The organism is Planosporangium mesophilum (assembly GCF_016863255.1).
Classification (GTDB): Bacteria; Actinomycetota; Actinomycetes; order Mycobacteriales; family Micromonosporaceae; genus Planosporangium; species Planosporangium mesophilum.
On record NZ_BOON01000081.1, the window covers coordinates 1 to 12,707 of the forward strand.

The 12,707-nt window shown below is 67.1% G+C and carries 8 protein-coding genes; 2 read left to right on the forward strand and 6 right to left on the reverse strand.

Going from position 1 to position 12,707, the window contains the following annotated elements; genetic code table 11:
* Positions 1–129: twin-arginine translocation signal domain-containing protein (locus Pme01_RS31915; protein ID WP_203935986.1), on the reverse strand; the 129-nt coding region annotated here is incomplete at its 3' end.
* A gap of 209 nt (positions 130–338) precedes the next feature.
* On the opposite strand from Pme01_RS31915, the gene Pme01_RS31965 reads away from it, so the two are divergent.
* A complete protein-coding gene (locus Pme01_RS31965) occupies positions 339–941 on the forward strand; it encodes a DUF3885 domain-containing protein (RefSeq protein WP_420850560.1) in 603 nt (200 codons plus the stop codon).
* A 193-nt stretch (positions 942–1,134) separates the two neighbouring features.
* Here Pme01_RS31965 and Pme01_RS30290 read toward each other — a convergent pair whose 3' ends face one another.
* Positions 1,135–2,199, reverse strand: a complete 1,065-nt coding sequence (locus Pme01_RS30290; protein ID WP_168118316.1) for an integrase core domain-containing protein — start codon at positions 2,197–2,199, stop codon at positions 1,135–1,137.
* Positions 2,200–2,442: 243 nt separating this feature from the next.
* Here Pme01_RS30290 and Pme01_RS30295 point away from each other — a divergent pair, with 243 nt between their 5' ends.
* Entirely contained in the window at positions 2,443–2,673 is a 231-nt protein-coding gene (locus Pme01_RS30295; RefSeq protein ID WP_239088555.1) for a recombinase, read from the forward strand.
* An 11-nt stretch (positions 2,674–2,684) separates the two neighbouring features.
* On the opposite strand, the gene Pme01_RS30300 is transcribed toward Pme01_RS30295, so the two are convergent.
* From Pme01_RS30300 to Pme01_RS30315, 4 genes are all read right to left on the reverse strand, one after another.
* A complete protein-coding gene (locus tag Pme01_RS30300) occupies positions 2,685–3,716 on the reverse strand; it encodes a lactonase family protein (RefSeq protein WP_168118315.1) in 1,032 nt (343 codons plus the stop codon).
* Positions 3,717–3,744: 28 nt separating this feature from the next.
* Positions 3,745–4,467, reverse strand: a complete 723-nt coding sequence (locus Pme01_RS30305; protein WP_168118314.1) for an Imm52 family immunity protein — start codon at positions 4,465–4,467, stop codon at positions 3,745–3,747.
* 27 nt (positions 4,468–4,494) lie between these two features.
* Positions 4,495–10,449 carry a golvesin C-terminal-like domain-containing protein gene (locus Pme01_RS30310; RefSeq protein WP_168118313.1) on the reverse strand — a complete coding sequence of 1,985 codons (5,955 nt, stop codon included), beginning with the start codon at positions 10,447–10,449 and terminating at the stop codon, positions 4,495–4,497.
* Between the two features lie 559 nt (positions 10,450–11,008).
* Complete coding sequence (locus Pme01_RS30315; RefSeq protein ID WP_239088556.1) at positions 11,009–12,688, reverse strand: ISAzo13 family transposase; 1,680 nt, start codon at positions 12,686–12,688, stop codon at positions 11,009–11,011.
* Positions 12,689–12,707 lie beyond the last annotated feature (19 nt).

A 12,707-nucleotide genomic window follows, 5' to 3' on the forward strand; every position in this document is an offset into this window, starting at 1 on the left:
GGTGACGCGACCAACCCAAACCAACGTCAACAACGCCACCCACACCACGCCGGCAGCGCAACCACGCAGCAGCCGCCGCCGCGCGTCCGTATACCCACAGCCCTGCGGTGAACACGGGCGAACCCGGATCCACCAGTCAAAACCAGAGACTTGACCGGCCCCGCTCCTTCATGGATGACCCCCAGGACGTTGCGCTACACGCTCCTGCACGTCAAGCGCAGCATGCCTCCCTGATTGGCGTGGCTAGGTGTGCGGGTCGTGCAGCACCGAGCACGACGTGTAGTCCCCAGGTGGTCCCCGACTTCTCTGCGCCTCTCGGCCTCCGGTAGAACGACACCGTGACCTCCAGCAGTGTTCCGACCCCCGAGGCCCTTACCGAGATTTGGGAGCGACAGTGGCCCGAGTGCCCACCATTCGCTCACTGGCTCCGCAGTTACTATTCCGACCGGTGGGTAAGGTTTCATAGCCTCCCAGAATCGAAGCGCTACCCGGATAACGAGGCCGAATACGCGACGGTTCTCGACCGTCATTACACCGTGCTGTCGGAACTCGACCCGGGTCCAGCGCTCCTCGTTATCACAAGCGAATGGACAGAGACCCCGGCAACCGCCCCACAAATGTGGCCGAGACGATCGGAAGTCGCGCCAAACGCGCAGCACTGGCGGACCCTGTTGGAACAGCCAGACGAGGACCCCGAGTACCACAGCTACACACAGCTCTACGTTGAGATCCGACCGTGGCGACGTGGGGTCCTAGACCTCCTGCTGCGAACGGTCGCGGACGACGAGCTAGCGAACGTCATCCTGGCCCCGGCGGATCTCCGCTGGCTCTATCACCCCTACGACGGCGGCGCCGATGTCATCCTTCCCACACGGGCACAACGGGACGCTCTTAAGGACTGTCATCGCGCTTGGCTGTCCAAGCATCCAAATGGCCTGTAGAAGGTCACGCCTCGTTCGCTACAAGCCCCAGGAGCTTGACCAGTGGTCAAGGTGCGCCAGGTACGCAGAGAAAAGATCAACATGGTCCCCAGAGTCAATCCAGAAACCTGGATCAAGCCTGTGACCTGCGTCGGGACGGCCGGATTTGAACCGACGACCCCTTGACCTGCCGGGCTCAAAAATTGAGTTTCGGCTACGCCGCCTGCGAATACTCGTTGATCAAGCCGCCGAGGATTGGGCGTCGCTGCACCCGGACGGCGTTCAAGTCTATGACCTGAGGCGGTCGGTTCGGTGGCTGCTGGCCCAACGAACGATGTGGACGATGGCCGTTGTAGTGAGCCACGTACTCGCTGAGGACTGCCGCCAAATGTCGCTCGCCGATGATGAGCATCCGGTCGGTGCACTCCCGGCGTACGGTGCCCACCCACCGCTCGGCGAATGAGTTCGCTCTCGGCGACTGGGGCGGAGTCTTGATCACGTCGATGCCCGCTGCGGTGAACACCGCGTCGAACGCCGCGGTGAATTTCGCGTCGCGGTCGCGCAGCAGGAACCGCAAGCTGGTCACCCGCCCGTCGAGGTCCATCAGCAGGTTTCGGGCCTGCTGGGCCACCCAGGCGCCGGTCGGATGTGCGGTCACCCCGACGACATGGACCTGGCGGGAGGCGATCTCCACGAAGAACAACACGTAGATCCGCTGGAGCAACACCGTGTCGACGGTGAAGAAGTCGCAGGACAGGATCGTGTGCGCCTGGGCGGTCAGAAACTGTTTCCAGGTCGGTCCGGAGCGCCGCGGCGCCGGGTCGACCCCGGCCTGGTGGAGGATCTTCCATACGGTGCTGGCCGCCACCGGGTAGCCCAGGCCGACGAGTTCACCCTGAATCCGGCGGTGCCCCCAGGTTGGGTTCTCGGCGGCCAGTCGCAGCACGAGGTCCCGCACGTGCTGGTCGACCGACGGCCGGCCGGGCCGGGTATGCGGGTAGGTCCAATGCCGGGCGATCAACTGTCGGTGCCAGCGGAGCAGGGTCGCCGGGGTGACGAAGAACGCCGACCACCGCGGGCGAGGCAGCAGCCGCGACAAGGCGGCCAGCACCACCCGGTCGGCCGGTTCGAGGTCGGGGCGGTGCACCTGTCGGTGTAGCACCGCTACCTGGTGACGGAGTACAAGGAGCTCCACATCCTTGGCCCCGCCATCACGGGCGAGCTGGGTCAACATCTGCAAAACCTGGCGAAGCAGCAGGTACACAAGGGACGCGGTCATGGCCTCCATCGTGCCGGCCACGCCATGGCGAGCATGCACACAACTGCAGGTCAATCGGCGTAACCCAATTTTCGAACCCCACAAGTCAGGCAAAATCCCAGTTCACAGCCCTCGCATCAAGTTCTGGCACGGTACAGGGCGGAGTTCGAGGAGCACTTCGACAAACGCAAGGTCGAACTCGGCTCCTGCGCCCGGCCCTACGGCACCGGCTGCCAGCACGAGCACGCCTGCATCCGCTGCCCGATGCTCAACGTGAACCCGAAAATGATCAGCAGGCTCGACGAACTGGAACGCGACCTACTCACGCGGCGACAGCACGCCGAAGCTGAGCGCTGGCTGGGTGAGATCGAAGGCATCGACCTCACCCTCGCCTTCTTGCGCAACAAGCGCGAGCAAGCACACCGGCGGTCCCAGCGGTCCTTGCTGCAGATCCGGTCAACGGCGCCTACCAACGCCGAACCGCCATCGACGTAGCCTTTCTGAGGTTAGCCAAGGGGACGGGACAGTGACAGAAGGATCGGGCTGGGGTCGGTCAGGGACAGCGCCACGACGAAGAGAACCTTCCCATCGGGTGTGAACGCTAGGCCGCGATCCGCGAGGATCCGTCCACTGCCCAGCTCCACTGTGCGCGTCGGCGTCGCCCCGCCGAGCCTGTATAGGTAGACGTCCTTGTCTGTGCTGTACGCGCCCGCGGCCAGAGCACTCCCGTCCGGTGCGACAGCGACCGCGTTCGGGTACCGGCCCGTGGGGTAGGCGCCTCGGCCGCTCAGGTCGGTGGCAGTGAACGCGGCGGCGCCGTCGCGGGAACCGGCCGCGGTGAACAGTTGCGCGTCGTCCGGGGTGAGGGTGCCGTCGGTGATGTTGCTGCCGGACACCGTTCCAGTGATGGTGAGCGAGGCGGTCGCGCCCGTGGTGGCGTAGACCGCGACGGTGGACAGGCTCAGCTGGGGCTGCACCGCGAGCAGCGTTCCGTTGGCAGCGCCGTTCGCGGACAGCAGCGGCGCGCCCTGGAAGTCGACGGCGCCCTGCTGGTTGAGGCCGACGACCGGGGGCGTGACCGAGGTGTCGAGCGAGCCGATGCCGCCGGTCCAGCTGGAGCCGCAGCCATATCCGAACCAGATCGTCGTGCCGGTGCGGGCCAGTCGGGTCGGACAGGTCTGCGCACCAGTCGCGTACCGCTGTTTCTCCGTCAGGGTCTTGGTGTCGATGGCCGAGACTGCGTCGCCCGCCGCGTTCGCCGTGTAGAGCGTGCTCCCGTCGGCGCTGAGCACCAGGCCGGTCGCGCCGTACTGGCCGCTGATGGTCTTGAGCGCGTGGCCCGAGTAATCGGTTACGACGATCGCGTTGGCCGCCGTGCCGCCGCTGAGGAACACGTGCTTGTGGCCCGCGTCGACGGCGATCGCACCGAACGAGGTGAGCGGCAGTCCGCCGCCGGTCGCGTGGGCCGGCCCGGTAAGGCCGGTGACGAGGGCCGCGGCGGCCACGGTGGCCAGCGCGGCGCGGCTGAGATTTCGCATGTTCCGACTTCTCCCCCATACAAGCCGGTCAGGTGACCGGTCGGTCGGTCGGGACCGGCACGAACGCGCCGGCCTCCCGCAGCGCCGCGCCGATGGCGGCGACCTCCTCGGGGCCCGGCAGCTCACCGCCGGGCCGAATGGCGGACAGCAGCACGCCGCCGTCCGGCAGTTCCCGGACGGCGCCGGGCAGGCCCGCCGGGACGGCGGCGCGCCGCCCGGCAGACAGGTAGGTGAGGTAACCGGCGTTCGGCTGCCGGGGTGCGGTCTCCTGCGCTCTGGCCACGGCGTCGCGGGTCACTACGCCGTAGTCCGGCTCCCATGCGGCCACCAGGGCCAGCAGCATCGGCTCGGCGATCGCGAGCCAGTGCGGCTCGTCCTCGGCCGGCAGCGGATTCACCTCGAGGTAAGCCACATTCGACAGGTTCTTGTTGCTGGTGACGGAGCCCGCCGTCGCCTTGAAGAAGGTGTCGCCCGCCTCCCCCTGCCGCCCGTTCGAGGCGGAGAAGCCGAACCCAAGCTCCGGATTGTCGTGGCGGCCGTCGGCAACGATCTCCGTCAGCTGCTCCGATGTGGTCAGCTCGGTCTCGATCAGCTCGTCGTCGAACTCGAACTTGACCCAGCGGCCGAGCAAGTCGGGGTCGGCCGCCGCCAGCCGCTGCTGGGTGTCCAGCCAGCGGCCGGCACACTCGGCTGCCGTCTCCGCCCGCGGCCCCCATACGACCTGGACGAGCAGCTCTCCATTACTTTCCATGCCGGTCTCCCGTGATAGTCCGCGCCGTCAGAGCACATCCACCGTGATCCCGGTGATCCGCTCGTCACGGAACATCTTCTCGAATGCCGCCTTCAGCCTGAGGTCGGATACCTTCCAGGTGATCGGAGTGTCCCCGGACGCGGCCAGCTGACCTCGCGCCTCGTTCACCAGGTCTTCGTAGCCTGAGGTCTTGGAGCCCTTGCGGGTGGCGTTCTTGAAGAACCACTTCCACTCGCCGTTCTCGTCGAGGAAGGACAGATAGTTGTCCTTGGCCTCGAGCAGGGTGCCGTTGTCGTAGCCGTCGAAGCGGACGCCGTTGACCTCGTACTCGCTGCCCCGCTCGACGCCGGTGACCTTCTCCTGGTACGCCTTCGACTCGTCGCTACCGCCGCGGGTCTGCTTCACCCACTTGCCGGGGCCGCCGTCGGTGGAACCCTCGGGCGGCTTGCGGAGTCCGCCGCCCGAGTCGCCGCCCGACGAGCCACCGCTCGACGTGGAGTGCATATTGTTGATGCCCTCCCACGTCGCGCCGGCGCCTAGGGTGAAGACGCCGGCGCCGACCAGCATCCCGGCCCCGGCCACCGCGAGAGCCGGACCGCCGGCGATGCAGCCGACACCGGTGAGGCAGATCACGCCGCCGGCGATCGCCAGCGTGAGGCTCGCCTCGAAGATGGCGGCACCGAGGAACATGGAGGCAATACCGAGTGCCGTCTCGCCGATCGCGGACGCGTTCTCCGAGACCCAGTTGCCGACATCCGACGCGACGTCACAGATGCCCTGCGCCCAGTCCCAGCAGTGGCCGTCGATCTCGACGTTGCTGACCGGGTTGCCGCCGGCGAACGCATACCGGTTGTTGGTCCACGGGTCAGTGGCCATCCGCATGTCGTTGAGCGCACCGCCGTACGCGTCCCGGGTGAGGAACTGGTTCAGGCCCGGGTCATAATCGCGGAAGCCCATGTCGTAGGTGCCGCTGGACGGGTCCCACCGCTTGGCGTTGAAGCGGTACGCGTTGTACGGCTCCTTCGACGGGTCCTGCGGGTCGGGCTTGTCGACCCCGGTGAACGCCTCCTTGTCGTCAGAGCCGTACGCGGTGTAGCCGTACGTCGCCCGGGTGTCGCCCTTCTCGTCGGTCAGCTCCTCGACGTCGGTGTGCGGGTTGTAGCCGTAGTACGAGGTCTCGCTGCCCTTGTCCTGGGACAGGCGGGCGCCCCACGGTGCGTACTGATAGGACTTGTCGTTCCCGGTGCCGTCGCTGTCCTCGGTAAGCACCTGATCGGACAGCCCGAGGTAGGCGAACGTAGTGGTCTTCGCGGCTTGGCCGCCACCGCTGACCGACTGCGTGGTGGTGCGGTCCAGCGGGTCGAACGTGTTCTTAGTAATCTTGGGGTCGGCCCCCGCGCCACTGCGCTGCGAGACGGTGCGGTCGAAGCCGTCGTACGTGTATTTCTGCACGGTCTGGCCGCTCGCGCTGACGGTCGACAGCCGCCCGTACGGGTCGTACTTGTAGCTGGCCTTGACGCCCGAGGTTGTCGACGAGGCGAGCCGGTTCCGGTCGTAGGAGTTCGTGGTCGTCTTGTCGCCGATGGTCTGCGACACGACGTTGTTGTTGGCGTCGTGCACGTACGACTCGTTGGCACCCCTGGTCTTGCCGACCTTGGCGATCCGGTCCTTCGGGTCGTACGTGTAGGTGGTGACCTCGTTGATGAGCGCGCCGTGGTTGTCGGCGTTCATCTGTTTGCTCTCGTCGCGGCTGCGGTTGCCGTTCTCGTCGTAGTCGATCGAGTGCGAGGTGACCAGGTCGCCGCCGGACTTCTTTTCGACCTGCTCCTTCAGTAGCCCGTCGAGGTAGTACGAGTAGTCGACGACGTTGCCGTTACCGCGGGTCAGCGTGTCGGTCTTGCCGCGGGCGTCATAGGTGAACGAAGTGACCTTCGTCCCGTTAGTGATCTTGACGACCTGGCCCCGGCTGTCGTACTCGTAAGACGCGGTCTCCTGGTCGTGGGTCCGGGTCAGGGTGTTGCCGTCGCCGTCATAGGTGTAGGCGGTGGTGTGCAGGACGTCGTCGCCCTTGCGTTCCCGTACCGTGCGGACCTGGTTGAGCTGGGTGTAGTCCATCGCGTACGTGTCCACGGCCGCACCGGAGCTGCCGTCGGCGAGCGTGGTCAGGTTGCCGTTGGCGTCGTACGCGTACTCGTAGTGCTTCTGCTCGGTGTCGATGTCGCCGCTGTTGTCCCGCACCAGGCGTACGGCATCAGCCAGCACCGGAGCGTTTGCGTCTGCGCCCAGCGTGACCGTCTGATCCTCGCCCTCGACGAAGTCGAAGCTGCCGAGGCTGACCCACATGCCGGCGTTCTTGGTCTGGTCGACCCGCTTGACCGTGTCCTTGACGGTGTACGGGGCATCGGTCGCCTGCCCGGCCGGGTATCTGACCGAGACCTCGTACTTACCGTCGGACGGCACCGACAGATGCCAGGTGAACCTGTCGGTGGCCGCCCCGTCACCGTGCCGTGCGTAGTCGAAGCCCTGGTAGCCGGCGCCCTCGCCGGTCGACGTCCAGATGCCGGTGGTCTCGACGCTCTGCGCGTCGCTGTTGTCGGTGAGCGCCGAGTCGAGGCCGACCGGGATGCCCCCGTCGGTACGCGACTTGATCTTCCCGTCCGGGTAGTACTCGTTGGTGACGGTCTTCCCGGTCGTCCCGCCCGCACCGGAGACGGTGCTGCGGGTCTGGTTGCCGGTCGCGTCGTAGTCGTACGCCGTGACGATGTCCCAGGCGTCGGTCGAGGTGGACACCCAGCCGTTGTCGAAGTAGCGGTAGGCGGTGTCGACCCGCGTGCTCTGCCCCTGCGACGGCGGGGAGCTCATCCGCTCGAGCCGGCCGGCCGCGTCGTATTTCTTGGTAGTGCGCTGCGGGGTGTTGAAGCGCGGGTCGGCCGGGTCGTAGGGGGCGATGTCCTCGACCACCCGGTTGAGCGCGTCGTAAACGTATTCCTCGGCGAAGTCGTCCGGCTCGCTGGTGACGGTGCCGCGCGGGCTGATCACCTTGGTGCGGTTGCCGGCCTCGTCGTAGGTGTACCGCAGCACCGACGTGGTGTCGCCGTCCCTGGGCTGGCGCACCTCGACCATGTCGCCGCGAGCGTTCAACGTGTACGTCGTGCGGGCACCGCCGCGGTCGACGCTTGCGACGATGTTGCCGTCCCGGTCGTACTCCTGGCGCGCCGTGTGGCCAGCCGCGTCGGTGACCGAGACAACCCGGTGCGCGAGGTCGTAGGCGAAGCGCCGGCTGTAGTCGTTCGGATCGGCCGTGGCGGTCTGCCGGGGCTCGGCCACCGACAGCGCGTCGCCGGCAGTGTCGTAGGTGTAGGCGATCGTGTCGCCGTCCGCGTTGACCGCGGCGACCAGCCGGTAGAGCGCGTCGTAGCGGTAGGTGGTGACGTAGTCGTCCCGGTTGGCTGTCAGGTTGCCCAGCGGCTCGGTCTTGCGCACGAGGTCACCGACGGAGTCGTACTCGTAGGTGGTGACCCGGGCCGGGCCGCTCGCCGTGTCCTTGGCGCCCGCGATCGAGACCGTCCGGTCCATCGCGTCGTAGGACGCGGCGGTGACCGCGCCACCAGCGTCGGTGTTGCGCACGATGTTGTCGTTGGCGTCATAGGCCGGGCCCGGCGTGGTGATGAAGACACCCTTGGCCTGGTCCTTCGGCACCCGGGAGCTGAGCGGGCGCTTGAAGATGTCGTACGTATAGGTGCTGATCTTGCCGAGCGCGTCGGTGGCCGCCACCACGTTGCCGAGCACGTCGTACTCAGTGTGGGTGGTGTTGCCGAGCGCGTCGGTGGTCGTCTTCGGGTAGCCGACCGGATCATAGTCGGAATAGCGCGTGGTGTTGCCGTTGGCGTCGGTGCTGGCGGTGAGCCGGCCTAGCGAGTCGTAGGTCGAGGTGGTGGCGAAATGCCCCGCCGGCGCGCCCGGCTCGTTGCCCCGCGGGTCGGTGCTGCGGGTCAGGTTGCCGGCCGCGTCGTAATCAAACGTCCACTTGCGACCGGCTGCACTGGTCTTCGCGATCAGGTCGGCGACGTGGCCGTTGAGGAACGTCCGGTAGTCCAAGGCGATACCCGGGGTGCCGTCCTTGTTGGCCTGCGCATCGGTGACGTCGAGCGGATAACCGGTCAGCGGGTCGTACGCCCAGGTGCTGACGCCGCCGCTGGGCTCCACGATGCGGATCACGTTGTTGTCGGCGTCCCACGTCATAGTGGACGCCCGGTTGGTGGCGTCGACGAGCCGGACCGGCCGACCGTAGGGGTCGGTCGAGTAAACGGCGCTGTGCCCGGCGGCGTCGGTCGCGGTGGTACGCACCTTCACACCCGAGCCGGAAACGCCTTCGGCGTAGGTGAAGCCGAGCCCGCCGTTCGACCGGTCGGTGACCCGCGCGACGCGGGAGTGGTCAGCGTAGGAGACCTGCGTGCCGTGCCCAAGTGGGTCGTTGATCCGCACCAACTTGGGGTTGGTGAGCAGGCTGCCGCCGTCGTACATGAAGCCGAACGCCTTGACCTGATCGGTGCCCGCGCCGTCCGAGATCTGCTGTAGCAGTCCCTGGTCGCTGTAGGTGAGCTCGATCCGCCGCCCAGAGGAGTCGGTAATCGTCCGGAGCTGATGGATAATCGAGACATTGGTCAGGTTGCTCGCGGTGTACCGGACGTTGCCCGAGTAGTACGCGTAGTCGTCGCCCGGCCTGTAGTAGCCCAGCGTCAATGCAGGTCGTCCGGCTGGGTCGGTGACCCCGGTCAGCACGTTGGTGTAGCGGCCGTTGAAGAACGCCCGCTCGTACGTGAACTTCTGGGTGTTGCCGTTCTTGTCGACCGTCGCGGTCTGGAAGCCGTCGTCATCGAAGAGGAACTGTGTGCGATCCGGCCGCGTCATCACCCAGTTCTTTGCCGCGCGCTGCAGGTAGAGGTGTACGCCGGCGGGCTTGTCGTAGTCCCATTTCTTGGGGTCGAGGGTGTCATGGGTGTTCAGCGTGAACACGTGGCTCGTGCCGTCCCCGTCGACGAGCCTCACTTTCGTCGGATAGCCGAGCGGACCCGGTTGGAAGTCCAGCGGCGTGCCCAGCCGGGGAAGGGTCGAGGTGGTCAGGGACCACCCCGGACCGACGTACGAGTCGGAGGTGTCCAGGCTGTTGTAAGTGAACCGGACGAATGACGCGACCCCGCGGCCCGGGTTCGCCAGCGCGTTGTAACCGAACGCGAGGTTGCCGTTGGCCGCGTTGACGACGACCGACGAGCCGCCCCCGGTGGAGACGCCGTTGTACTGGTAGAACTTCTCAAGCCCGAGCAGGTCGGAGGTGGGCCGCTCGACCGCGACGTCGAGGCGGAGTGCGGGCGCCCCGTTCGTCTCGGAAAGCCACCTGGCCGTACGCGTATTGACCAGGTCCCAATCCAGCAGGAACGCCTCGCGGGCGTTGCCGAACGGGTTGTCCTCGGGCGAGCGCACGTGCGCGTCGAGCGTCACGGTGGCGCCCGGCGCGAGGTCGGCCGGCAGTGCGGTGCGCAGTTGCGTAGCAATCTGGACCCGCCCGTCCGGCGACCTCCACCGGTACGATAGGGCGTACTGCGCCTTAGAGAGCTCGGCCGCGGTGGTGTTGGTGACCGCGACCGGAACCGTGTATTCGGTGCCGGGCGTCATCCGCCGCGGAGTGGCGGGCGCGTCGTACGCCGAACCCGCGATGTCAGTGGCCTCGACCGCGGCATTCAGAGGTGCGCTGGTGGCGGTTGGTTCCCGGTGCGGCAGCGTGGCGGCCGAGCGGACGAGGCGGCCATGGTGCGACGTGGTGACCGGGGTGAAGCCGCGGATCGCGGCCGGCGTGGTGGGTTTCGGCCGCGGTGGCGCAGCGACTGCGGCCTCAGCTCCGCTGACGGCGTTGGGCAGCAGCAGCGACAAGACGGACAGCGATGCGACTATGGCAAGGTGGCGCGCACGAGCGACGAAAGGCATTCTTGAAACCCCGTTTTCAGGCACTGCCGGACGGTGGCATTACAAGCCGGACGCAAGTCCACCAGCAACAGGAGAAACAGCACAGTCAACGAACCGACAGAGAAGTTAGTCGATCACTTGCGAGCGGCTGCGGTACTTACGACCTTCAATGAGGTCTGTCAGACCACGTCTTCGGAGGTGAGCCGGGATTGTTGGGGCTCCGCCCGAGGCCAGCGCCGGTGATCCTTTTGCTGATTGTGAAAATCCAACGAGACCGATTAGGTTGATCATGCTGTGGTTACGCCACTGGGAAAAATCATGCCGGTGGACGCCTTCGATGCTCGAATGTGCCACGCCCGTCGGGAGGGCGGAGGATTCGATTTCGCGATCATGACCAGAAAGTGCCACCTAGAACTGCCCAAGGACGGATAGCACGGCGCACCGTTGAGCGCCCTCGATCCGGTAGTTGACACCCGAAGAAAGTGCAGATAAGCACCCCCGGCCAGAACCTGACCACCACCGCGCCGTGGACCTCACCCTGGCTCCCCAACGGTTACGGACAAGACTTCTGGCCAGGCGCTTAGGCGCGATTAACTCGCTGGTTTGACCTCGGTACTGTGGCGGCCTGGCCGGCGGCTGCGAGCATGCCGGCGATGGCCGGGGAGTCTGCGGGTGCGTGTTGGACGGCGATGCCGTGTTCGTCGAGTAGTTGCTGGGTTTCGCGCAGGGCGCGGCGGATGGTGGTGCGGCTCGTGTCCAGCAGCACTGCGAGGGTGTCTTCGGGCAGGTGTAGTCGTAGGTGCAGGATCGTGGCCAGGACGCGGTCGGGGAAGGACAGTGACGGCGGCCGGCCGGACCGGGGAGCGTGCCGTCGTAGCCCTTGGTGGTGTTCGCGCTGCTTGTCCTGCCAGCGGACCTGCCGCAGCCCGTCCAGGTCGGCGGTCAGTGCGGTGAGGGCCTCGGTGGGCATGCCGGTGAGGGTGGGGTGGGCCAGGCTGTCGCGGTCCCACTGGGCGGGTACGGGAATCTGTGCTTGGCCTGCCGGGTCCGACGGTGCACCGGTGGACTGTGGGTGCAGGGTGTAGTTCCAGTCGCCGTGGAAGGCGTGTCGGGCGATCGGTAGGGCCGCGATCTGGGCGTCGTTGATCCTGATGCCGGTGGGATAGCTGCCCTGGTCGAGGGCGGCGTCCACCCGTAGTCCGGTGCGGGTGGTGGTCGCGGCGATGGTGTTGACCACGACCTCGTGGCTGGAAAGTGGCCGGCCGCGCCAGTTGGTGGTGATGTGGCTGAACAGCCGGTGCTCGATGGCGTTCCATTTCGAGGTGCCCGGCGGCAGGTGGCACACCGTGATCGTCAGGCCGGTCTCGGCGGCCAGGGCGGCGAGTTCGGTTTTCCAGGCGCGGCAGCGGTAGCCGTTGGAGCCACCGGCGTCAGCGGTGATCAACAGCCGGGTCGCCTGCGGATAGGTGCCATGGCCGGCCGCCTGCCACCAGCGGCGGATCGACGCCACCGCGAACGCGGCGGTGTCGTGGTCGCAGCCCACGTTGACCCAGCCGGTGTTGGTCGTGGTGTCGTACACGCCGTACGGGACGGCCTTGCCGTCCGCGCAGCCGGGGAAGTCGTGGGTGTTGACCGCCACCGGCTGCCCGGCCGGGCGCCACTCCCGGCCATTGTTGGCAAACGCGCCGACCAGTTCTTTCTTCTTGGTGTCCACGCTGATCACCGGCTGGCCGTCGGCGCGGAAGGCGCGGGCCTGGTCGTTGAGGTAGCGAAACTGCGCGTCCCGGTCGGGGTGCTGACTGCCTTCGAGGGTCTTGGCGTTGGCCTGCAGGCTGAACCCCTCGGCGCGCAGGATGTCGGCGACGGTGTCGGCTGAGATCCGCCACCCCTGTTTGAGCAGCTCGCCGACGAGCTTGCGGGTGGACTTGGTCGTCCACCGCAGCGGCGACATCGGATCGCCGCGCATGTCCGGCTCCACCAACGCCAACAGCGCCGGGCGCAGCCCGGCATCCAGATCGACCAGCCGTTTACGGCCGCCACCGGCCCGACGCGCCCGTCCCAATGGCGCGTCGCCGGCCTCCAACTCACTCACCCCGCGCGACACCGTGCCCTCGGCCACCCCGGCGGCCCTTGCCACCCGCCTGATGCCGCCATGGCCCAGCATCCGCGCCTCGGCGCCCAGCAGCAGCCGGCGTTGCCGCTCGTCCAGGTGCGGCAGCAGGTGAAGCTTCACCGCCAGGTCCTCATCAACGCGATCCATCGACCCATATCACACGAAC

Excerpts from the sequence above, each read along its gene's own strand:
- Pme01_RS30295 (WP_239088555.1), top strand. The coding sequence starts at position 2,443 with ATGCTCAACGTGAACCCGAAAATGATCAGCAGGCTCGACGAACTGGAA.
- Pme01_RS30290 (WP_168118316.1), bottom strand. The coding sequence starts at position 2,199 with ATGACCGCGTCCCTTGTGTACCTGCTGCTTCGCCAGGTTTTGCAGATG.
- Pme01_RS30305 (WP_168118314.1), bottom strand. The coding sequence starts at position 4,467 with ATGGAAAGTAATGGAGAGCTGCTCGTCCAGGTCGTATGGGGGCCGCGG.
- Pme01_RS30315 (WP_239088556.1), bottom strand. The coding sequence starts at position 12,688 with ATGGATCGCGTTGATGAGGACCTGGCGGTGAAGCTTCACCTGCTGCCG.
- Pme01_RS30300 (WP_168118315.1), bottom strand. The coding sequence starts at position 3,716 with ATGCGAAATCTCAGCCGCGCCGCGCTGGCCACCGTGGCCGCCGCGGCC.
- Pme01_RS30310 (WP_168118313.1), bottom strand. The coding sequence starts at position 10,449 with ATGCCTTTCGTCGCTCGTGCGCGCCACCTTGCCATAGTCGCATCGCTG.